Annotated in this window: 20 protein-coding genes; 10 read left to right on the plus strand and 10 right to left on the minus strand. The window is 63.1% G+C overall.

Features of this window, described 5'->3' with window-relative positions:
• Window positions 1-27: 27 nt before the first annotated feature.
• From EB809_RS18095 to EB809_RS18110, 4 genes are all read right to left on the minus strand, one after another.
• Window positions 28-804, minus strand: a complete 777-nt coding sequence (locus EB809_RS18095) for an outer membrane protein OmpK (RefSeq protein WP_123636250.1) — start codon at window positions 802-804, stop codon at window positions 28-30.
• A gap of 161 nt (window positions 805-965) precedes the next feature.
• Window positions 966-1,892 (minus strand): ABC transporter permease, encoded by a 927-nt coding sequence (locus EB809_RS18100; RefSeq protein WP_123636251.1) that lies wholly within the window; start codon window positions 1,890-1,892, stop codon window positions 966-968.
• A gap of 1 nt (window position 1,893) precedes the next feature.
• Window positions 1,894-3,003, minus strand: coding sequence for an ABC transporter permease (locus EB809_RS18105; protein WP_123636252.1), 1,110 nt, complete (start codon window positions 3,001-3,003; stop codon window positions 1,894-1,896).
• Entirely contained in the window at window positions 2,990-4,531 is a 1,542-nt protein-coding gene (locus tag EB809_RS18110; protein ID WP_123636276.1) for an ABC transporter ATP-binding protein, read from the minus strand. The genes EB809_RS18105 and EB809_RS18110 overlap by 14 nt, the downstream gene beginning before the upstream one ends.
• 262 nt (window positions 4,532-4,793) lie before the next feature.
• On the opposite strand from EB809_RS18110, the gene xdhA reads away from it, so the two are divergent.
• From xdhA to EB809_RS18145, 7 genes are read left to right on the plus strand one after another with little or no spacing between them, the layout of a single operon-like run.
• Window positions 4,794-6,296: a xanthine dehydrogenase small subunit gene (xdhA, locus tag EB809_RS18115; protein ID WP_123636253.1), complete on the plus strand. Its 1,503-nt coding sequence runs from the start codon at window positions 4,794-4,796 to the stop codon at window positions 6,294-6,296.
• Window positions 6,289-8,658, plus strand: a complete 2,370-nt coding sequence (gene xdhB / locus EB809_RS18120; RefSeq protein WP_123636254.1) for a xanthine dehydrogenase molybdopterin binding subunit — start codon at window positions 6,289-6,291, stop codon at window positions 8,656-8,658. The genes xdhA and xdhB overlap by 8 nt, the downstream gene beginning before the upstream one ends.
• Window positions 8,643-9,521 (plus strand): xanthine dehydrogenase accessory protein XdhC, encoded by an 879-nt coding sequence (gene xdhC, locus EB809_RS18125; RefSeq protein WP_123636255.1) that lies wholly within the window; start codon window positions 8,643-8,645, stop codon window positions 9,519-9,521. The genes xdhB and xdhC overlap by 16 nt, the downstream gene beginning before the upstream one ends.
• Window positions 9,522-10,022, plus strand: coding sequence for a 2-oxo-4-hydroxy-4-carboxy-5-ureidoimidazoline decarboxylase (gene uraD, locus EB809_RS18130; RefSeq protein WP_123636256.1), 501 nt, complete (start codon window positions 9,522-9,524; stop codon window positions 10,020-10,022). It begins immediately after the preceding gene.
• On the plus strand, window positions 10,019-10,363 hold the full coding sequence (gene uraH / locus EB809_RS18135; protein WP_123636257.1) for a hydroxyisourate hydrolase: 345 nt from the start codon (window positions 10,019-10,021) through the stop codon (window positions 10,361-10,363). The genes uraD and uraH overlap by 4 nt, the downstream gene beginning before the upstream one ends.
• Before the next feature lie 5 nt (window positions 10,364-10,368).
• A complete protein-coding gene (gene guaD / locus EB809_RS18140; protein WP_190294955.1) occupies window positions 10,369-11,730 on the plus strand; it encodes a guanine deaminase in 1,362 nt (453 codons plus the stop codon).
• A complete protein-coding gene (locus EB809_RS18145; protein WP_123636258.1) occupies window positions 11,711-12,922 on the plus strand; it encodes a urate hydroxylase PuuD in 1,212 nt (403 codons plus the stop codon). The genes guaD and EB809_RS18145 overlap by 20 nt, the downstream gene beginning before the upstream one ends.
• Before the next feature lie 436 nt (window positions 12,923-13,358).
• Here EB809_RS18145 and EB809_RS18150 read toward each other — a convergent pair whose 3' ends face one another.
• The 3 genes from EB809_RS18150 to EB809_RS18160 all read right to left on the minus strand — a co-directional run bounded on the left by EB809_RS18150 (window position 13,359) and on the right by EB809_RS18160 (window position 15,893).
• Window positions 13,359-13,649 (minus strand): helix-turn-helix domain-containing protein, encoded by a 291-nt coding sequence (locus EB809_RS18150; protein WP_123636259.1) that lies wholly within the window; start codon window positions 13,647-13,649, stop codon window positions 13,359-13,361.
• A 113-nt stretch (window positions 13,650-13,762) separates the two neighbouring features.
• Window positions 13,763-14,767 carry a 2OG-Fe(II) oxygenase family protein gene (locus EB809_RS18155; RefSeq protein WP_123636260.1) on the minus strand — a complete coding sequence of 335 codons (1,005 nt, stop codon included), beginning with the start codon at window positions 14,765-14,767 and terminating at the stop codon, window positions 13,763-13,765.
• Window positions 14,768-14,894: 127 nt separating this feature from the next.
• The gene (locus EB809_RS18160; RefSeq protein ID WP_123636261.1) at window positions 14,895-15,893 is read right to left on the minus strand and encodes an ABC transporter substrate-binding protein; all 999 of its coding nucleotides are present in this window, start codon (window positions 15,891-15,893) and stop codon (window positions 14,895-14,897) included.
• 525 nt (window positions 15,894-16,418) lie between these two features.
• Between EB809_RS18160 and EB809_RS18165 the strand changes: the two genes are divergently transcribed.
• On the plus strand, window positions 16,419-17,777 hold the full coding sequence (locus tag EB809_RS18165; protein WP_123636262.1) for an amidohydrolase family protein: 1,359 nt from the start codon (window positions 16,419-16,421) through the stop codon (window positions 17,775-17,777).
• 276 nt (window positions 17,778-18,053) lie between these two features.
• On the opposite strand, the gene EB809_RS18170 is transcribed toward EB809_RS18165, so the two are convergent.
• Complete coding sequence (locus EB809_RS18170; protein ID WP_190294956.1) at window positions 18,054-19,121, minus strand: BMP family ABC transporter substrate-binding protein; 1,068 nt, start codon at window positions 19,119-19,121, stop codon at window positions 18,054-18,056.
• 305 nt (window positions 19,122-19,426) lie between these two features.
• Between EB809_RS18170 and EB809_RS18175 the strand changes: the two genes are divergently transcribed.
• The gene (locus EB809_RS18175; protein ID WP_223808031.1) at window positions 19,427-19,846 is read left to right on the plus strand and encodes a GGDEF domain-containing protein; all 420 of its coding nucleotides are present in this window, start codon (window positions 19,427-19,429) and stop codon (window positions 19,844-19,846) included.
• A gap of 287 nt (window positions 19,847-20,133) precedes the next feature.
• Here EB809_RS18175 and EB809_RS18180 read toward each other — a convergent pair whose 3' ends face one another.
• Window positions 20,134-21,495 (minus strand): MBL fold metallo-hydrolase RNA specificity domain-containing protein, encoded by a 1,362-nt coding sequence (locus EB809_RS18180; RefSeq protein ID WP_123636265.1) that lies wholly within the window; start codon window positions 21,493-21,495, stop codon window positions 20,134-20,136.
• Between the two features lie 209 nt (window positions 21,496-21,704).
• On the opposite strand from EB809_RS18180, the gene ccoM reads away from it, so the two are divergent.
• Entirely contained in the window at window positions 21,705-21,827 is a 123-nt protein-coding gene (gene ccoM, locus EB809_RS21255; protein ID WP_317848734.1) for a cytochrome c oxidase subunit CcoM, read from the plus strand.
• 153 nt (window positions 21,828-21,980) lie between these two features.
• On the opposite strand, the gene EB809_RS18185 is transcribed toward ccoM, so the two are convergent.
• The gene (locus EB809_RS18185; RefSeq protein ID WP_123636266.1) at window positions 21,981-22,388 is read right to left on the minus strand and encodes a globin; all 408 of its coding nucleotides are present in this window, start codon (window positions 22,386-22,388) and stop codon (window positions 21,981-21,983) included.
• Between the last annotated feature and the right edge of the window lie 144 nt (window positions 22,389-22,532).

A 22,532-nucleotide genomic window follows, 5' to 3' on the forward strand; every position in this document is an offset into this window, starting at 1 on the left:
CCGATACCGGACTCCCCCGGGTTGGCGTTAAAAGTGGAACTTCACGAGGGCACTGACGGCGCTCTCGGTCCCGTAAATGTCATCATCACCGACTCCGTACTTGTTGTTCCAGTAGGAGTACTCGATACCGGCATACAGCACACCCGGATTGCCGGTGAAGTTACCCAGGTCCAGCTTGAACTGGGGATTGAAGTGCATCTCGGACGCGTGATCCCCTTCGGCTGTTGACCAGTCCATATAGCCGTCGAACAGGAATCGCGCGGGGCCCACTTCGAACGGCGAGCCCCAGGTGACGGTCAGCTGCCAGTCGTTGTCCGGATCGCTGAATCCGGCGGCGCTGCTGTTGTTACTGGCATAGTACCCAACCGTGTTGAAGTACTGGAAGCCGGGCAGATCCCAGGACAGGCCGAAGCCCGTCAGGATGTTGTTCTGTTCCGGGGCACCGCCGTATTCGTAGGTGCCGGCCAGGTAGACGTCCTTCACCGGACCAAAGCTGAGGTCATTCCCGGTGAGCCAGCCGAGGCTCAGTGAGGGCGAGAACTCGCCATAGACGTTGTCGTTGCCCTTATCCGGTCCGCGACCGTGATTGCGGTCAAAGAACAGGAAAGTCCCGCCCCAGTCGTGCGCCGTAACGTTCTCGAAGGTGAAGACGGTGTCTTCCTCCTGACGGTCGCCGTACGCTTCATAGTCGGCGCTGTGCAGCAGCGAAATGCTGGAGTCCGAAAAGAATTTTTCCGCGTGGGCCGCCGGCATGCAGGCCGCCGTTACACAAGTCGCTAGCAGTGTTTTACGAAGTGCATTCATGGTCGAAGTATCCTCTGTCATTTATTTTGCGGCGGTTCGGAGAGCCCCCTGAGTCGCCTTTTTCATCGTTGGCAGTGGCATTTTTCGTTATTGAAACTTGTCTACTCGCAAGCTTGTCGGGGCGGCCGTTACATTGACGGCCGCCTCCCATTTCTTCTTTCCTAACGACTGGGCCGCCAGGGTTGACCGATGGACAGCGGCGTATGCAGCCGTGTCCGGGTCGGGTTCGCGGAAAGCAGGACCAGCACGGTCACCGTCACCCCATACGGCAGCATGGCCAGCAGTTCCGGGGAGATGTCCCAGCCAAAGCCCTGCAACACCAGGTGCAGGATGCTGGCGAGGCCGAACAGATACGCGCCCAACAGCACCCGCACCGGCCGCCAGGTGGCGAACACCACCAGCGCCAGGGCAATCCAGCCGCGGCCAGCGGTCATGCCTTCCGTCCACAGCGGGGTATAGGCCAGGGACAGGTAGGCGCCCGCCAAACCCGCCATGGCCCCGCCGAAGCTCACCGCGAGGTAGCGGATCAGCAGGACCGGCAGGCCGTTGGCGTTGGCGGATTCGGGCGATTCACCCACCGCCCGCAACAAAAGGCCTCCCCGGCTGTGGCGCAGGAAGACATAGACCGCCACGAAAAGCCCCAGGGAGACGTAAACCAGCAGGTCATGATTGAACAGGACCGGGCCGAGCACCGGGATGTCGCTGAGGAACGGGATCGGCAGCTTGGTGAAACCGTCGATGGTCTTGCCCACGAAATCGGTGCCGACGAAGGCACTCAGGCCGGTGCCAAAAATAGTCAGGGCCAGACCGGCGGCGTACTGGTTGGCCGCCAGGGTGATGGCCATGAAGCCGAACAGCAGCGACATGCCCACCCCGGCGGCCATGCCGGCAATGACACCGACCAGCAGGCTGCCGCTGGCGTAGACGCCGGCGAACCCGGCCACCGCGCCGATCAGCATCATGCCTTCCTGACCCAGGTTAAGAACGCCGGAACGCTCGCAGATCAGTTCCCCCAGCGCCACGATCAGCAGCGGGGTACCGGCCACCACGGTTGCGGCGAGAATATTGACGATCATGTCGGGACTCATCTCAGCTCTCCTGTGTGGCCAGCGGCGTGTTGGAACCGGCCGACGCGGTGATGTGCTTGCGGGTCAGGCGTATCCGGTAGTGAATAAAAGCGTCGCAGGTGAGCAGGTAGAACAGCAGCAGGCCCTGGAACAGGCCGGTCATGGCCTTGGGCAGATTCATGCCGATCTGCATCATCTCGCCACCGAGGAAGGTCAGCGCCAGCAATGCACTGGCCAGGATCAGGCCGATCGCCCGCATGCGGCCCAGGAAGACCACGATGATGGCGGTGTAGCCGTAGCCCGGCGACACCTGCGGGATCAGTTGCCCGATCGGGCCGGTCACCTCGGACGCTCCGGCCAGACCGGCCATGCCACCAGCTACCAGAAAGGCGAACCAGATCAGTCTTTTGCGCGGAAAGCCGGCGAACTCGGCGGCCTTCTCATCCTCACCCAGCACCTTGAGCTGGAAACCGATAAAGGTGCGAGCAAACAGGACGCCGACCGCCACCGCCGCCAGCAGCGCGAACAGCAGGCCGATGTGCAGACGCGTTCCGGGAATCAGCATCGGCAGCAGGGCGGCGTCACCGAACATCGCCGACTGCGGGAAGCTGAAGCCGTAAGGATCCTTCAGCGGCCCGTGCACGGCGTACAGCAGCAGGTTCAGGGCGATGTAGTTGAGCATGATGGTGGTGAGGATTTCATTGCAGTGGAAATGCGTCTTCAGGAACGCCGCGATCGCCGACCACAGGGCGCCACAAGCGATGCCTGCCAGCAGCACCACGGGCAAAATCCAGAAGCCAGTGCCTTCGCCGAACTGCAGGGCCGCGATGGTGGCGCCGACCGCGCCCATCAGGAAATGGCCTTCCGCCCCGATGTTCCAGATCTTGGCGCGATAGCAGATGGTCAGGCCCGCGGCACACAGCAACAGCGGCGCCGCTTTGAGCCCAAGCTCCGCCACACCGACGGCATCGCTGATCGGCACAATGAAGAACAGGCGCAGCCCTTCCACCGGGTCGCGATCCAGGCCGAGGAAAATCAGGAAGCCGGTGATGATGGTCAGCATCAGCGCCAGCACCGGCGACAGGTACTCCATCAGACGCGAATCGACCTGGCGGCGTTCAAGCGACAGCATGGTTCACCTCCCCGGCCGCGTCCGCGAAATCGCCGGCCATCCACTGCCCCAGCTGTTCGATACTGAGGGATTCGGTCGGCACGAGCGGCGACAGCCGTCCCCCGCAGAGGGCTCCCATGCGGGTACAGAGTTCAAACAGCTCATCAAGATCCTCGGAAATCAGCAGGACAGCGGCACCTTTGTCGCGCAGCTCCACCAGCACCTGGTGGATGGCCACCGCGGAGCCCACGTCCACACCCCAGGTGGGGTGGGAAGCGACCAGTAATTTGGGCGCCTGCAGCGCTTCCCGGCCGATAATAAATTTCTGGAGATTGCCGCCGGACAGGCTGCGGGCCGTGGCTTCAACGCCGTCCGACTTCACCTGGAAGCGGTCACGAACCCGAGCCGCATACTCCCGCACCTTGCGGTAGGCCACCCAGCCCTTACTCACCATCCCCTGGGCAGAGGCGGTCAGCAGGGTGTTGTCCACCAGGGACATGTCCGGGACGGCCCCGCGCCCCAGCCGCTCTTCCGGTACCACGGCGATGCCGGCCCGGCGCCGCGCGTCCGGTCCCATCTGACCGACATCCTGCCCGTCAAAACGTACCTGGTTGGCCGCGGCCTTGTACTCGCCAGACAACGCCCGCAGCAGCTCGTCCTGGCCGTTACCGGCCACGCCGGCGATACCGACGATCTCGCCGGCCCGCAGTTCCATCGTGATGTCACGCAACGCGGTACCGAACGGGTCGTCGCTGGCGTAACTGAGCCCGCTCACCTCCAGCAAAGGCGCCCCGGGCGTGGCCGGCGGGACGTCGGTGCTGAGCGGGGTTTCGTCACCGACCATCAGGCGGGCGATGGCGTCGGTGGAGGTTTCGGTGGGGTCGCACTCGCCGGTGACCTTGCCGTTGCGCAGGACGGTGGCGTGATGACAGAGGTCGCGGACCTCCTGCAGCTTGTGGCTGATAAAGAGAATGCTGCAGCCTTCGTTGGCCAGTTGGCGCAGGGTGCGGAACAGATCGGCCACTTCCTGCGGGGTCAGCACCGAGGTGGGCTCGTCGAGAATCAGCAGCCGGCTGTCCTGGATCAGGCAGCGGACGATTTCCACCCGCTGGCGTTCGCCGGTGGACAAGCTGTGGACGTGGCGGCGGGGATCCAGCGCCATGCCGTAATGGGTCGAGACGTCGCGGATGCGCTGCTCCAGCTTCTTGCGATCCCTGGCCTCGCTGGCCGGCAGGCCCAGGGCGATGTTCTCGGCGACGGTCAGGGTCTCGAACAGGGAGAAGTGCTGGAAGACCATGCCGATCCCCAGCTGCCTGGCATGGGCCGGACCTTGCAGCGTCAGCTTTTCACCGTCCCAGTAGAGAGTGCCCTCGTCCGGCTGGATCACCCCGTAGATCACCTTCATCAGGGTACTCTTGCCGGCCCCGTTCTCACCCAGCAGGGCGTGGATCTCACCGGGTGCTACGGTCAGGTCAATACCGTCATTGGCCCGGCAACCGGGGTACTCCTTGACGATATGTTCCAGACGTAGCCGTGCCGCTGCCGTCATCATTGAACCTCATTCGTGTAATAAACTGACCAGACAATCAACATTTCGAACGTGAGCAATTTGCTTGCCAACTGGTCACAAAAAATCATTTTGCTATAAACTCGACTAGTTGGTCAGAAAATTGCAAAAACACCGATCAGGTAATGAATTAAGTAACGGGCATCAGCCTGTTACGCCAAGCAGACCGCCCCGCCCACGCGTCCTGAAAAGCGCGGATTCATGGGCCTGGAGGGTGGCCATAATACGCAAGATGGTGAGACCCGTGATCGAATTTTTTCTCAATGGCGAGCCCCGGAAGTTATCGGATACTGACCCAAATCTGAGCATTCTGGAATGGTTGCGCACCAAAATGCGCCTGACCGGCACCAAAGAGGGCTGCGCGTCCGGCGACTGTGGCGCCTGCACCGTGAGCGTGGGCGTCCTCGATCCCGGCGCCCGCGCGCTGCGTTATGAATCGGTGAACAGCTGCATCGCCGTGATCGGCAGCCTGCACGGGAAACACTTGGTGACGGTGGATGTCTTAAAGGAAGAACCTGCCCATCCGGTCCAGAAAGCCATGATCGAGTGCCACGGGGCACAATGCGGGTTCTGTACGCCGGGTATCGTCATGTCTCTGTTCACCCTGCACACGGCGCGTCAGGCGGATCCCAACCGGCTCGCCGCGCCCCCCAGTCACCACGAGCTGCTGGAAGCGCTCGCGGGCAACCTGTGCCGCTGCACCGGCTACCGCCCCATTATTGAGGCCGGCCGCCGTGCCTGCGTCGAGACCTGGACACCGGGCGAGACCGGCAAACGCTTCAACGGCCCGGACTGGCTGCAGGACGGCGCCATGATCGCGGCCCTGCAACGCATCAACGGCGAGAAAGGCAGCCTTCGTGACGAACACGGCCGTCGCTGCGACCTGCCGCAAACCCTGGACGAGCTGCGCACCCTGCGCGCGCAGTATCCGGAAGCCCGCCTGATCGCCGGCGGCACCGACCTGGCGCTGGAGATCACCCAGCAGCTCAAGGACCTCGATCATTTGATCAGCGTGGAACGCGTGGCCGAGCTGCAACAGCTCACAGAGGCCGACGACCATCTTTACCTGGGAGCCGGGCTGACCTATCGCCAGCTCAACGAGGTCTTGCCGACCCACTGGCCACATTTTGCACCGTTACTGGAACGTCTGGGATCGTTACAGATTCGAAATCGCGGCACCCTGGGCGGGAATATTGGTAACGCCTCCCCCATCGGCGACATGCCGCCGGCCCTGATCGCCCTGAACGCCGAGGTGGAACTGGACAGCCTGGACGGCGTGCGCCGACTGCCACTCGCCGACTTCTTCAAGGACTACAAGCAGACCGACCTGCAGCCCCATGAATTCATCCGCGGCGTGCGGGTACCGCCGCCCAAGGCCAACGAGCACCTGCTGCTGTACAAGATTTCCAAGCGCCTGGACGACGATATCTCCGCCGTGTTGGGCGCGTTCTGGCTGCACATCGAAGCAGGCACCGTGCGCGACGGCCGGCTCGCGTTTGGCGGCATGGCGGCCATTCCCAAGCGGGCAAGCACCGCCGAACAGGCCATCCTGGGCCAGCCGTGGAACGACGCCACCGTCGCCGCTGCAATGGCCGCCCTGGCCACCGACTTCAAGCCCATGTCGGACGTGCGTGCGTCCGCCGAATACCGCCTGCAGGTCGCCGGCAACCTGCTGCAACGCGCCCTGCTGGAGACCGGCAGCCACTTCGACTCTGCAATGCCCCTGACGGTGACCGACTATGCGTAAATTGCCCGAAAACATTGTCCAGCCGCCGGCGCGCGCGCGCGGCACCGCGGGTTCACGCATCGCCCACGACAGCGCCTGGAAGCACGTCAGCGGACAAGCCCGTTACATCGACGACCTGCCCGAGCCGCCCGGCCTGCTGCACGCCACCGTCGGCCAAAGCACCCAGGCCCACGCCCGCATCAAGTCCATGGACCTGAGCGCCGTGCGCGCCTATCCCGGCGTGGAAGCCGTGCTGACCGTCGACGACGTGCCCGGCCACACCGACATCGGCCCGGTCTTTCCCGGCGATCCGGTGCTGGCCGGCGATCTGGTGGAATTCATCGGCCAACCCCTGTTTGCGGTGGCGGCCACCTCCCTGCGCGCCGCGCGCCAGGCCGCCAAACTGGCGAAGGTGGAGTACGAGCCACTGGAGCCGGTGCTGACCACCAAAGACGCGCTGGCCCAACAGTTCTTCGTTCGCCCCTCCCACACCCAGGAGCGGGGCGATCCGGACAAGGCCCTGGCCGAATCCCCCCATCGCCTGCAGGCGGAGATGCACGTGGGCGGGCAGGAACACTTCTACCTGGAAGGCCAGGCCTGCCTGGTGGAACCTACCGAGGACGCCGGCGTGTTCGTGCACACCTCCAGTCAGCACCCGTCCGAGGTGCAGAAACTGGTGGCCGAGGTCCTGGCCCTGCCGATTCACGAAGTGCAGGTGGAAGTGCGTCGCATGGGCGGCGGCTTTGGCGGCAAGGAAACCCAGGCGGCGCCGCTGGCCTGCATTTCCAGCCTGCTGGCCCGGCACACCGGCCGCCCGGTGAAATACCGCATGGCCCGGCCGGACGACATGGTCCAGACCGGCAAGCGCCACGACTTCTACAACACCTACGACATCGGCTTCGACGACGAGGGCATGATCCACGGTGCCGACATCATGGTGGCCGGACGCTGCGGCTACTCGCCCGACCTGTCCGACGCCATCGTCGACCGCGCCATGTTCCACGCCGACAACGCCTATTACCTGGACCAGGCCCGGGTAGTCGGTCACCGCTGCAAGACCCACACGGTGTCCAACACCGCGTTCCGGGGCTTCGGCGGGCCGCAGGGCATGATGATCATCGAGCGGGCCATGGACGACATCGCTCGGCACCGCGGCCTCGACCCGCTGGACGTGCGCAAGCGCAACCTCTACGGCCCGGGCCGGGACGAGACCCATTACGGCCAGTCCGTGGAGCAGCACGTGCTCCCGGAATTGATTGAACAGCTTGAAGCCAGCTCCGATTACCGCGAACGTCGACAGGCCATCACCGAATTCAATCGCCGCAGCCCGGTGGTCAAACGCGGGCTGGCGCTGACGCCGGTGAAGTTCGGCATCTCCTTCACCGCCAAGCACCTGAACCAGGCGGGCGCGCTGGTGCACGTCTACACCGACGGCAGCATCCACCTGAACCACGGCGGCACGGAGATGGGCCAGGGCCTGTTCATCAAGGTCGCCCAGGTGGTGGCTTCCGCGTTCCAGGTGGACATCGACCGCATCAAGGTCTCCGCCACCCGCACGGACAAGGTGCCGAACACCTCCCCCACCGCCGCCTCCTCCGGCTCCGACCTGAACGGCATGGCGGCGCTGGACGCCTGCGAGAAGATCAAGGCGCGGCTGGTGGAGTTTGCGGTTGAGACCTACGGTGTTTCGGCCGACGACGTCGAATTCGCCAACAACCAGGTGCGTGTGGGCAAGGACCTCTTTGGCTGGGCCGACTTCGTGCAGCAGGCCTACATGGCCCGCGTGTCGCTGTCGTCCTCCGGCTTCTACGCCACCCCCAAGATTCACTACGACCCGGACACCGGCAAGGGCCGCCCGTTCCTCTACTACGCCAACGGCGCCGCCTGCTCCGAAGTGGTCGTGGACACCCTGACCGGTGAATACCGCGTGGTGCGCACCGACATCCTCCACGACGTGGGCCAGTCCCTGAATCCGGAGATCGACATCGGCCAGATCGAGGGCGGTTTCATCCAGGGCATGGGCTGGCTGACGACTGAGGAGCTGATGTACAGCGACAAGGGCCAATTGATGACCACCGGACCGGCCACCTACAAGATCCCGGCAGTGTCCGACGCGCCGGAAGATTTCCGGGTGTCCCTGCTGCCCCACAGCCCCAACCGGGAAGCGACGGTGTTCCGCTCCAAGGCGGTGGGCGAGCCGCCGCTGATGCTGGGCATTGCGGTCTGGTGCGCCCTGCGCGACGCCGTCGCCAGTCTGGCGGACTACCGCTACAGCCCGCCTTTTGACAGCCCGGCCACGCCGGAGCAGGTTCTCAAGGCCGTTACCGCCACCCGGCAGTGGCTGGCCGACAACGGAGGCGATGCCTCATGCAAAAGCGCCTGACCTGGTACGAAGCCGTGGCCGACTGCGAGCGGCGCGGTGAACCCTATGTGCTGGTGACCGTGCTGGGTGTGACCGGTTCGGTGCCGCGCGAGCCCGCCAGCAAGATGGTGGTCACCGGCGAGCAGAGCCACGACACCATCGGCGGCGGCCACCTGGAGTACCGCATCATCGCCAGCGCCCGGGAGCGTCTGGCGGCGCGGGACTACACCTACGAGATGGCCCATTTCCCGCTGGGCGCCAGCCTCGGTCAGTGCTGCGGCGGCAGCGTCGCGGTCCTGATGGAAGGCCACGCCGGCGGTGATGGCCGGCTGGTGGTGTTCGGCGCCGGTCACGTGGCCAAATCGCTGATTACCATCATGGGCGAGCTGCCCTGGCAGATCACCTGGGTGGACAGCCGTGCCGACAGTTTCCCGGACGCGCTGCCGGAGAACGTGCGCCGCCACCACACCGACGATCCGGTGGGCGATGCCGCCGCGCTGGCCGATGGCGCCCACGTGGTGATCCTGACCCACAATCACCAGCTGGATTTCGACCTGTGCCGCACGCTACTGGACGCGGGCAACGCCGCCTCCATCGGCCTGATCGGTTCCGACACCAAGGCGGACCGCTTCCGCCAGCGCTTGGCCCATCGCGGTTACAGCGAGGCCCAGATCGACAGCATCCGCTGCCCGGTCGGCCGGCGCGACGTGCCCGGCAAGCGGCCCATGGAAGTGGCAGTGTCGATTTCCGCCGAGCTGCTGACGCTGGCGACCGAAACGATGGACAAACCGGCCCGCCGCGGCCTGTCCTGGTCCAACCTGAAAACCCTGATGCGGGAAGACGCCGAACCCGCGCCCGCATCAAACCCGAAACTGGAGAACTGAATGTCCCTGGAATCCCTCAACGCGATGAGCGCGACCGAGGCCGCCGAGGTGCTGCGCACCTGCTGCGCCGCCGACCGCTGGGTCGAGGGCATGGTCGCCGCCCGTCCGTTTGCCGATCGCGATGACCTGCATAGCAAAGCGGAGGCCCTGTGGCCGGCCATGACCGAGCGCGACTGGCTCGCGGCGTTCGACGCGCACCCCAAGATCGGCGACGTGAAGAGCCTCAAGGCCAAGTACGCCAACACCCACGCCCTGGCCAGCGGCGAGCAGTCTTCCACGGCCGTCGCCAGCGATGACGTCCTGCACCGTCTAAAGGACGGCAACGACGCCTATCACGAGAAGTTCGGGTTTATCTTCATCGTCTGTGCCACCGGCAAGTCCGCCGACGAGATGCTGGCCCTGCTGGAAGCCCGTTTGCCCAACACCCGCGAGCAGGAAATCGAGAACGCCGGCCGCGAGCAGGCCAAAATCACCCACCTGAGACTGGATAAACTGGTATGAGCGAACGCAGCCCGATTACGACCCATATCCTCGACCTCGGCAGCGGCTACCCCGCCGAAGGCGTCGTCGTGACCCTCGAGCAGCAGGACGGCGACGGCTGGACCCAGGTGGCCAAGGGCACCACCGACAGCGACGGCCGCATCGGCCAATGGTTCGACGGCCCATTGGTGACCGGCCTGTATCGCCTGACCTTCGCTACCGGCGACTACTTCCAGGCCTACGGCAAGGACTGCTTCTACCCCCAGGTGACCATCGACTTCTCCGTCAGCGGTGACCAGGACCACTACCACGTGCCGCTGCTGCTGAATCAGTGGGGCTACTCGACGTATCGCGGGAGCTGATCACCATGGCGTCATCGCAACCGGTGCAGGCCTACCGGGGTCGGCTGCTGCATTTCCTGGCCGACCCCGGCCTGGAGACACCGGCGGACAACAGTTACGAGTGGTTCGAGGACGGGCTGCTGGTGGTCGAAGACGGCCGGATCAAAGCCGTGGGCTCCGCGGATGAGCTGATCGGATCGCTGCCCGAAGGCACGCCGATCGAGCACTGGCCGGAGCACGTCATCCTGCCCGGCTTTATCGACACCCACGTGCACCTGCCGCAACTCGGGGTGATCGGCAGCTACGGTGCCCAGTTGCTGGACTGGCTGGAGACCTACACCTTCCCGGCGGAAATGCGCTTTGCCGAGACCGACTGGGCCAAGAGCCAGGCCAACCTGTTCCTGGATCAGTTACTGCGCCACGGCACCACGTCCGGACTGGTGTTCTGCACGTCGCATCCGCAGTCGGTGGACGCCCTGTTCGAGGCCGCCGAAGCCCGCGGCCAGGCCATCACCGCCGGCAAGGTGATGATGGACCGCCACGCGCCGGAAGGCCTTTGCGACGAGGCCGAGAGCAGCTACCAGGACTGCCAGGCGCTGATCGACCGCTGGCACCACCACGGCCGGTTGCAATACGCCGTGACCCCGCGCTTTGCACCCACCTCCACCCCGCGTCAGCTGGAGCTGGCCGGCAAACTGGTGGCGGACAACCCGGGCGTGCTGATGCAGACCCACTGGGCCGAGAACAAGGCGGAAATCGCCTGGGTGAGCGAACTGTTCCCGGACCGGGCGGATTACCTGGACGTCTACGCCCACTACGGCCTGCTCACTGACCGTGCGGTGCTGGCCCACGGCATCCACATCAACGACGGTGATCGCCAGCGGCTGGTGGAAACCGGCGCGCGCATCGCCTTCTGTCCGACCTCCAACACCTTCCTCGGCAGCGGCCTGTTCGACCTGCGCAGCGCCCACCAGGCGGGCGTCACCCTGAGTCTGGCCACAGACGTGGGCGGCGGCACCAGCCTGTCGCTGCTCAAGACCATGGCCGAGGCCTACAAGGTCTGTCAGCTGCGCGAGCAGGCGTTGACGCCCTTCCAGGCGTTCTACCTGGCCACCCTGGGCAACGCAAAAGCGCTGCACCGGGACGACGAGATCGGCAACTTCGCCCCCGGCAAGGTCGCCGATTTCGTGCTGCTGGATACGGACGCCACCCCCATGCTGAGTCTCAAGCAGCACAGCACCCGTCTGCGCGACAGGCTGTTCGACCTGATGATCCTGGGCGACGACCGGGTCATCCAACGCACCTACATTGCCGGCCAGTGTCGGTTCGATCGGGATGCAGACCATGTTTCAGAAAAAGGAGTAACCGATGGCCGCGTACCTCAGTGAATGGCTCAGCCTGCTCATCCGCTGGTTTCATGTGATTGCAGGCGTCGCCTGGATCGGGGCGTCGTTCTATTTCATCTGGCTGGATAACCACCTGGAAGATCCGCCCGAGTGGAAGAAGAAAAAAGGCATCAAGGGCGACCTGTGGGCCGTCCACGGCGGCGGCTTCTACGAAGTGGCCAAGTACAAGCTGGGGCCCGAGAAAATGCCCGGCATCCTGCACTGGTTCAAGTGGGAGGCCTACAGCACCTGGCTCTCCGGCACCGCGCTGCTGTTCTCGGTGTACTACTTCGGCTCCAGCAGCTACCTGATCGACAACTCCAAGGTAGAACTGACCACCCTGTCTGCCGCACTGATCGGCCTGGGCTTTATCGGCGGCATGCTGCTGGTTTATGAGCTGCTGATCCGCAGCCCGCTGGCGAAGAACGGGATGGCCTTCGGCGCCGTGCTGTTTGTCCTGCTGGTGGCGGTGGACTGGGCACTGTTCCACATCTTTGCCGGACGCGGTGCGTTCATCCACGTGGGCGCGGTGATCGGCACCATCATGGTGGGCAACGTGTTCCTCGGCATCATGCCGTCCCAGCGGGCGCTGGTGGAGACGGTGGAACAGGGCCGGGAACCGGACGCGCGGGTGGAGCGCCTGGCGGCGCTGGCCAAGCTGCGCTCGACCCACAACAACTACCTGACCCTGCCGATCATCTTCATCATGATCAGCAACCACTACCCGATGCTGTACGGGCATCCGGAAGGCTGGATGATCCTGGCGGCGATCGGCTTTATCACCGCCTTCGCGCGGCACTTCTTCAACCTGAAGCACCGGGGCGTCTACCGGCCGTCGATTCTCCTGGCCTGCGGCATCATGACCGTGATCCTGATCGGCGTGATCGCCCCGCCCACCGGCAAGCAGGCGGAAACCGCCGCCACGAACGCTGACGCGCCCAAGGTGGCCGATACCGACATCCGGCAACTGGTGGATACCCACTGCTCGGCGTGTCACGCGAAGGATCCCAGCAACCCGGCCTTCCAGGCGCCGCCCGCGGGCATTGCGCTCGACTCGCTCAAAGCGGTCAAAGACCACAGCGCCCAGATCATGCAGGCGGCGGTGAACAGCCAGTACATGCCGCTGGGCAACACCACCGGGATGACGGAGAAGGAACGGAAAGAACTGGGAAGCTGGATACAGGCCCAGAAGTAACAGCCCGGGGAGTCCATGTAGCAGACGCTTCAGCTTCTGAGGCGCCGCCAGGTGCCTTTTTTGAGGAAGGCTGGGCTTGGTAAGACTGCGCCCTCGAGCCGGAAGCCAATGGACACCCTTGCCTACGCTGCATTAGACGGCCGTCCCTGGCCGGCTAATGCGACCGGGACGTCCTTGTCCCTCCTTCGGCAAGGGCATCCACTCGCTTCTTTCTGACTTTGGCGTTATCGCCAATGAGAGCACGTTGGTTCTCTCACCCCAGTCAGTGCTAACAGGCGGCTTGCACCCGTTTCAATCGAAACCAATGGATGCCATCGCTGGAGAAAAAGACAGGGATGTCTTTGACCGCAATAGCGGGCCATGGATGGCCCTCTAGGGCGGCGGAAGCGATGGCATCCATTGGTTTCAGCCTCCCGAAGCATGCAAAGCCATCTCCTCAGGCACCTGCCGGCTTGTCCTCAATCGCTTCCAATTTGATGCGATACCCACAAGCAGAGGCGTATTTTTTCAGGGTACTCCAGCTTGGATTACCCCGACCTCCTTCCAGCCGGGAAATATTGCTCTTCGCAGTGCCAATTCGCTTTGCAACGTCATCCTGGGTCAAGCCAGCATGAGCACGCATGCTGATCAGCTGCTCGATGTATTCGAACTCACCAGCCAATTCCTCGTATTCTTTCCGGACCGCTTCGTTTTGAAATGCTTTCTGCTTAAGTGCCTTCAGCGCCATAGTTTCTATTGCCTAAACGCTCAAAAGTTATCATTTATGATAACTCAAAATATCAGGCCGGCCACAAAAAAGCCCGCACCTCCCGGCACGGGCTTCCTCACTTTCACAACGATCTACATCTTCCCGGCAAAGTTCGCGTTGATCCGCTGCAACAGGTAATCCCGTGCCGATATTTCGGGATACTTCTTCTCCGGTCCCTGGATCATCACGTCCTTATTGGCCTGGCAGAAGAACGCCATGCTGTAGCGCGGGCCCTGGTATTCGCCGGCCCGGGGCATGCGTACACGGTGAAGGGTGGATTTGAGTGTGTCGTCGCTCCAGCGCATCAGCATGTCGCCGATGTTGCAGGTGATAACGTCGTCCCGCGGGACCACACTGGTCCACGCCTGATCGGCGCGGCCCTGGGCGTCCTTCCCGGGACAGACCTGGAGCCCGAACTGCCCTTCCTTCTGGAACACCATGGTCAGGCAATCGAAGTCGGTGTGGGCGCCGGCGCGCCAAGTGCCGGGCGGGTACTCGGCGCCCTCCGGCAGCGGCAGGTAATGCAGCAGCCGCAGGGTGCTCTGGTATTCCGGTGAGCTGCGGTCGTGGGCACGCGTGAAAAAGTCCCGCTCGAAGCCCAGCCGGTCGGCGAAGCAGGACAGGATATCCATCCCCACCTGCCAGGCCCGGTGCTCGAAATCCAGCATGATGCGCTGGAATTCCGGCAAGGTGGTCTGGCCCGGCCAGAGGTCGTCCATGTAGGGCAGCGTGATCTGGAAGGATTCCTTTTCATCGGCCGTACCGGTCGATGGACGCACCTGGGATTTGAACTCCCAGCCGGTGTTCAGCCCTTCCTTGAGCGGGAATTTGCCCTTGGTGTCGGCGTCCAGAGCGAAGAAGGCTTCGGCGGCCAAAAACGCCTCACGCACCTTCTTCACATCCAGACCGTGATTCACCAGTTGGAAAAAGCCCACCTCGCAGGCGGCCTCCCACAGCTGCCCAGTGATCTCAGCCCGACGCGTCTCGAAATCGCTCAGGTCGATCATCGGGATCTGGCGGTCGGTCTCCACACCTTCGCCGCCCAGGGTGCTTTCGAATTCCAGTTCTTTCAGGCCGTATGCTTTGCTGCTTGTCATGATGTTTCTCCAATGGCTTGGCGGGCTGCCCCGCCAGTGATTGGAGCAATGCCTGGCGAGAGATCATCCCCTCGCCTGCCGCTTCTACTCCGTTACAGGGCCGGCCGCCGTAGCGGCCAGTCCGCACTCAGGATTCCGGCATGAACGAGCGGTCCACCGCCATTTCCGGATCAAATGAATCGACGGCGATGTGCTGCGCTTTGGCCGTCCATTCCCACGTGGTGCCCAGGCGCTTCGGATTGAAAGCGCCCATGCCCTGCGCCTTGCTGACGTTGTTGTAGACCAGCGGGCGAATCGAGCGGATGGTGGCTGCGGCCGTCTCCGCATCCACCTCGGGGACCACGTTGTGGACGTCCTGCCCGCTTTCATCCGGGTGCGCCCAGGTGTACTGGATCGCCTTCGCGTAGGCCTTCACGAACCGGCGCGCCACGTCGGGACGCTCCTTGAGGAAGCTCTCGCTGGCGATCACCGAGGTGGAGTAGAAGGCCAGCCCGGCGTCGTACCAAGGCATCACGTTCAGTTCCTTGCCGGCCTGTTTCGCCATGGCCCGATATTTTTCGGTGTCGGTCACCCAACTGATCACCACGTCCGTGCGGCCGGTCAGCAGCATCGGGTTGAGCGCACCCGGGTCGGTCTTGACCAGCTTGATGCTGCCTTCATCAACGTGGTTCACGTCCAGCAGCAATGGCAGGAACAGATTCGACGAGGTGAACGGCGAGGTGGCAATGGTCTTGTTGGCCACGTCCTTCACGCTGTCGATGCCGGAGCCCTTGACCGTGAAGAACGCGTGGGGCGCTTCACTGAATACGGAATAGATCCCTTTGACGGGCACATCGTCCTGGGCCCGGGCCACCAGCAGCGACACCAGATCCGACAGGCCGACATCGGCCTGGCCGGTGACCAGCTTGGTAATGGCATCGGTGGAACCGCGTCCGGACGCGATGGTGACGTCCAGGTCTTCGTCCGCGAAGTAGCCCTGTTCGAGACCGACGTAGATGGGGGCTTTGTCACCGCCGGGCAGCCAGTCCAGTTGGAAGGTCACCTTGTCAGCGGCATGGCTCAACGAGGCACCGAGTGCCAGCGCAGCGAACGTCAGTGCACGAAGCCGTTTTGCTTTGATGGTCATGTCCTGTCTCCTGTGGACCTGCGTTGCAGGCCATCGTTCAAGGGAGGTGCGGACAGAACGGCGGGACGATCGGTATCGGACATTGCACCAATCACGCCCGGCCGCGGTGTCCAACACCCGCCGATGCGCGATGAGCAATGCCCCGATCCTCCGTTGGGAGAATCTGACTGCTTCTACTCAGTCACGTGCCCGGATGGTTGCAGTTGCCATGCCAGCTCATCAAAACGCACAAAGGTCCGGGCGCATCTTGCATCACAGCATTTTCAGATTGAATTATTTCGCACCAGATCAGCGCAATTTCGGAGCCATTGCACGACATTGAAGCAGAATGGGTGTTCAAAATAATAGGAACAGGCCAGCACCACGGACGGGATATGGAGTGAAAGTTGCTTCATTCCCAGTCATCCATAAAACTGACCAGAGAGACAGTTTTAGAACAGCCACAGATTCAACCCCAAGAGTAGAAGCGGTCAGGAGCTGCACCCAGCCTCCGGGACATTGCTCTTTGTACACTGAGGAGCCCTTATGTCCTACCTGATTCGCAACGCCACGGCGATCTTCTCGCCGGAGCAGCCCGATGCCACCGCTCTCCGGATCGACGGCAACCGCATTACAGCCCTGGGCCGCGACCTCCAGCCCGAGGACGGCGATACCGTGATCGACGCCCGCGGCGGCGTGATCTACCCCGGCCTGGTGAACACCCATCATCATCTGGCCCAATCCATTCTCAAGGGCGTGCCTGAGGGGCTGAACCAGGGCCTCGGCGACTGGCTGGGTTCGGTGCCCTACCGGTTCTGGCCGCAGATCACGCCGGAGCTGCTGTACCACGCTGCCCGGCTGGGACTGTATGAACTGCTGCGCTCGGGCACCACCACCTGTGCCGACCACCACTACCTGTATCACCGGGACACGCCGGACGAGCTGGAAGATGCCGTCTGGCAGGCGGCCGACGAGTTGGGCATCCGCCTGGTGCTGTGCCGGGGCAGCGCGGTGGAGAAAGGCAGCCACAAGGGCCTCGGCCGGCACAACATCGAGCCGGAAACCACGGGCCAGGTGATTGACCGCATGGAACACACCCGGACCCGCTATCACCAGGCCGCCCCGGATGCGATGCGACGCCTGGTGGTCGCTCCCACCAGCCTGATTCACTCCAGCCCGCCGGATTTCCTGAAGGAGATGGCCGCCTACGCCCGCGGAAATGGCCTGCGCATGCACTCCCACCTGCTGGAAGTCGGGTTCGATGAGGTGCAGGCGCGGGAGAAGTTCGACATGGCGGCCATCGACTATGCCGAGCGCTGCGACTTCCTGGGCCCCGATGTGTGGTTCGCCCACCTTGTGCAGAGCGATCCCCACGCCATTGAGCGGCTGGCCGCCACCGGCACCGGGATCGCCCACTGCCCCACGTCCAACTGTCGCCTGGGCAGCGGGGTCGCACCGGTCATCGAGATGGCCGGAAAAGGCATGCCCATCAGCATTGGCGTGGATGGCTCGGCGTCGGCGGAATCCGGCTCCATGCTGCAGGAACTGAACCTGACCTGGCTGATCCACCGCGCCCTGCACGGGCCGGAAGCCACCACCCTGGAACAGGTGCTGCAATGGGGCAGCCGCGACGGCGCCCGGCTGCTGGGTCTTGAAGCCATCGGCGAACTGGCCGTGGGTCAGGCCGCCGATCTGGCGATCTACGACATTGATTCGCCGCGTTTTGCCGGCGTGCATACGCCCCTGTTTGCGCCGTTGATGTGTGGCGAGCCGGTGCAGGTGAGTCACAGTTTCGTGGACGGGAAGCCGGTGGTCGAGGACGGTTCGGTGCTGGGGCTGGAAGAACGGGAACTGGTTGGGAATGTTCGGAACGGGCTTGCGGATCTGATGGCCCGAGTGGCCTGAAAACGGGCGTCTGCCGGCGCCTCCGAAGCTGAAGCGTCGGCTACATGGTCGTGCCCAACCGCCAACGTTTGCGTTGACGCCATTCAATGTAGCGGACGCTTCAGCTTCCGAGCCGGCCGAAAGGCCTGCCTGAGGTGTCACCTGAGGGTGGTCAATCTGCACCGCACTGCCTTTATCGCAGCCCCCCATTCCCCAGACACCAAAAAGGCCCGTCGCATGGAGCTTCGGGCCTGACAGCGATCGTTGGCGGAGCCGGGCTCCGCCTTGTCGTGTGTCTTACTGCGGATAGGTCGCGGTCATCCCCTGAACGTACCAGTCCATGCTGGACAGCTGTTCACGGGTCGCCACCTCGCCTTCCTTCACGCGCAGCTTGCCGTCCTGGTCGTAGATCGGACCGGTGAACGGATGCAGCTTCTCGGTGCGGATGGCTTCGATGGTGTCGTTGACCTTCTTGGTCTGCTCGTCGGTCAGACGGTCGCTCAGGCCCACAATCTTGATGTCGCCTTCCTTGATGCCGCCCCAGTAGTCGGTGGACTTCCAGGTGCCGTCCATGACCTGCTGGACCGCCTGGATGTAGTACGGTGCCCAGTCGTCCACCACAGACAGCAGATGCGCGTGCGGACCGAAATGGGACATGTCAGACGCCTGACCCACGGCCCACTTGCCGCGCTTCTCGGCCGCCAGCATGGCCGCCGGGCTGTCGGTGTGCTGGATGATCACGTCCACGCCCTGATCCATCAGGGTGTTCGCGGCGTCGGCTTCTTTCGCCGGATCGAACCAGGTGCTGACCCAAACCACTTTCAGCTCGACGTCCGGGTTGACCTTACGCGCTGCCATGAAGGTCGCGTTGATGTCGCGGATGACTTCCGGAATCGGGAAGGAGGCGATGTAACCGATCTTGTTGGACTTGGTCACCAGACCCGCCGCGGTACCGCTGACGTAGCGGCCTTCATAGGTTACGGACAGGTAGGTGCCCAGGTTCTTGGCGCGCTTGTAGCCCGTCGCGTGCAGGAACACCTTGTCCGGGTAGTCCTTGGCCACGCGGGCAATCGCGTTCATGAAACCGAAGGAGGTGGCAATGATCACGTCGTTGCCGGCCTGGGCCAGACGGCGCAGGGTCCGCTCGGCGTCCGCGCCCTCGTTGACGTTCTCAACGTAGGTGGTCTGGACCTTGTCGCCAAAATGCTCTTCCAGGGCCTTACGTCCCTGATCGTGCTGGTAACTCCAGCCATGGTCACCAATCGGGCCCACGTAGATAAAACCGACTTTCAATGGATCGTCCGCAAAGGCGTGCATGGGGATAATCAGGGCCGCCAGCACAGCCAGTTTCTTTAAAAAGCGCATTCGCACCGTCTCCTGTTATGTCACTTTCTTTTATGAGCGACTCATTCGTGGCCCGTGAGTTTAACCTGACATCCGCAAAAGATAGCAGGCCCCGGGCAAGAATCAGCACTGGCCAATACATCAGCAAAAAGCTGGCCAACTGTTCAGGAAATCTCTGATCGCGTATTAAAGCGTTCTTCCCTGCTTGGATTACGGTAATCACTCTGTTGAGCAAGCACCCAAATTGTGCAAATCCAATTGCCTGCCATCGAAGTGCACATCCTTTTAGTCCAAAACAAAATTTCGGATTTTCTTCTATCCAAGCTTTGCAAACAGCATGCTCAACAATGGTCACCGCATACAAATGCCAATTCACTATAGAGCAATGGGTACTCGAAGAATTTCTTATCCTGTTACCGGAAACCGATCTAAGCGGTGCCCGCAATGTGGCAGAGCAGTTGCGCCAGACGGTGGAGGGGCACTGCTTTTCCATCCCGCGTCACGTCACCATCAGTGTCGGCCTGGCGATCTGGTGTTCCGGCGACAGTCCGGACACGCTGATCAACCGGGCCGATGAGGGGCTTTATCGGGCCAAGGATTGCGGTCGAAACTGCGTCCAGGTGGCCCCGGTCTTCAAGGAAGACAACGATGATGCGACAGCTCGGCCTTCTCCCCGCGCCCCTGACCGCGGTAATTCTGCTGCCCTGCTGGGCCCTTCCGGCTCTGGCCCAAGACACCGCAGCTGATCCGGCCCAAACGCAGACGGCGCCGGAGCGGGCGCAAGACAACCGCCAGCGCCCGAGCCCCGCTGCGCTGGGGGACCTATCACCATAACCCACGGCGGTTCCGGTAATGCAGGCCCAATCGAGCGCATCCCGCCAGGGCCAGCCTTCCAGGCGACCGGCCCAGAGGCCCCGAACCACGATCAATAGGGTCTGGCTGCCCAGCACCAGGCGTTCCAGAAACAAGGGTGGTGAAGGTCATGGCGTGGCCCACAGTCCCTGGCGGTAATGACCTGATTCAGTCCAGCACCTCAGACCGACACCACCTCATACAGGTCGGGCACGTCGGCTTTCCAGCCGAAACGTTCCTCGATCCGTTTGCGCATCAGGTCACTGGCCAGCGGTTCGCCGTGGGTCAGATAGACCTGTTCGGGTTTGAGCCGGCCCTGCCCCAGCCAGTCCAGGATTTCCTGATAGTCGGCGTGGGCGGACAGGGTGTCGATGTTGAGGATCTCCGCTTTCACCGGCCAGTACTCGCCGTGGATTTTCACCCGCTCGACCCCGCTGACCAACGCGTCTCCCCGGGTACCCGGGGCCTGGAAACCGGCAAAGATCACGCTGTTGCGGGGATCCGGCAACAGCGTCTTGAGGTAATGCAGGACACGCCCACCGCTGGCCATGCCACTGGCCGACACGATAACGCAGGGCGACCGCCGCCGATTGAGCGCAATGGATTCGTCCACGGTGCGCACGTAGGTGGTGTGATCGTCGATCAGGGCGCACTGTTCCGGTGTGAGGCGATGTTCCTTGTGGAAATGGCAGAAGATCTCCGTCGCCCGGATCGCCATCGGACTGTTGAGGAAGACCGGTACCGATGGAATCCGCTTCTCGCCGATCAGTTTGTGGATCAGGTACAGGATCGCCTGGGCCCGGCCCACGGCGAACGCCGGAATCAACACCAACCCTCCGCGTTCCACCGTGCGGCCGATCACTGCGGCCAGCGTGTCTTCCGGGTCTTCGGCCGGGTGCAACCGGTCGCCGTAGGTGGATTCGCACACCAGCACACGGGCCTCGTCAATGGGCTCCGGCGCGTCCATCAGCAACGCCCGCTGTCGCCCCACATCCCCGCTGAAAACCAAGGTTCGCCCGGTGCCCGTCTCGGTGACGTGGACACAGGCCGATCCCAGGATATGCCCGGCATGGGTGAAGCGGACCCGCAGGCCGGGCACCGGCTCGAACGGAATCTGGAAGGGCATGGCTTCAAACTGCTCCAGGGCTTTCCGCGCGTCCAGTTCGGTGAACAGCGGCGCCGCCGGACGGTGGCGGGAGTACTTCTTTCGGTTGGCGTAACGGGCGTCTTCCTCCTGCAGGAAGCCGGCGTCCGGCAACAGCACACGGCACAGGGCACAGGTGGCCGCCGTCGCGTAGATGCGCCCCCGGAACCCCTGTTTGACCAGGGCCGGCAGGTAGCCCGAGTGATCGATATGGGCGTGGCTCAGAACCACGGCATCCAGGGTGGCGGGATCCACAGGAAAGCGGTTCCAGTTGCGTTTACGCAAGGTCTTGACGCCCTGGTAGAGGCCGCAGTCCACCAACAATCGGGACGGACCGCTGGAGACCAGGTAACGGGAGCCGGTGACGGTGCCCACACCGCCAAGAAACTGTAGTTCCATACCCCCTCCCGAATCACCGTCAGTGTGCAGTAATAACAGAATGACGGAGGCGTCATATTGACCCAGCGCAACCCGAACGCCATTCCCGGGCAATCGGTCGACAATTGACGCCAATCAATAAACGCCCCGCTCACCCTTGATGCAAGTCAAGGCTCGGCCCCCATTCCGGACCTACAGTAAGCCTGACGAATGAAAACGGGGGAGCCACCATGTATATGGATGCGTTCGTAATTGCAGGCATTGCCACAGTGGCCCTGATGTTCGCCTTCTTTGGCGGGGTGGGTTACTTCATCTATCGGGATTCGCACAAGGGCACGAAACACAGGCACTGAGAAGCAACCGGGCCGCAAAAAGCACCCGGATTGCATCGCAGGAAAATTGGGGTAGCAAGCTTCGCCTCCCGGCTCCGTCCGCCGCGGGGGCTTTTTTATGTCCGCTGGATTCAGGAGCGGCCGGTGTCCCGGCAGGGTCAACGGCGCGGTCAGTTAGTAAGCACTGCGAATCAGCTCGACACCGGGGGCGATCGCCCGGCGCCAGGCGGCTTCCACGTTCAGGTCGAACTGGGGATCGTGATCCCGCAGGGTGGTGATCAGGGCATCCACCCACTGGGTGTACCACTCCGGCCGGATGTTGTAACCGTGCCGGTTATGGCTTTCGCCCAGCGCCTTCAGCTTGGCGTCCGACATGCCGCGGGCATAGAGCACCAGCTGCATGATGCCGTTGCGCAACAGGTGGCGCTGCTGCTTCATGTCGGTGTCGCGAAACTGATCGCGGATCGCGTCGGAACAGCCCATGAAGCGGTCGTAGAAGTCCACGAAGAAAATCGGGTTGTTACAGCAGCGACCGTAACTCTGGAAAACGATATCACTGTCTTTTGACGCGACCAGCGGCATGGTGGGTTCCTTGTATCAGCCAGGGGAGCACGGAGGGGCGCGGCGCACAATAACAGACGCCGTCGCCGATTCTCAGCGCCGGGACAGTATCCGGAGCAACGATCGTCCGCTTCATTGACGTCCATCAATAAACGGGGCATCCCG

Source organism: Marinobacter sp. R17, from assembly GCF_003789045.1.
Taxonomy (GTDB): Bacteria; Pseudomonadota; Gammaproteobacteria; order Pseudomonadales; family Oleiphilaceae; genus Marinobacter_A; species Marinobacter_A mangrovi.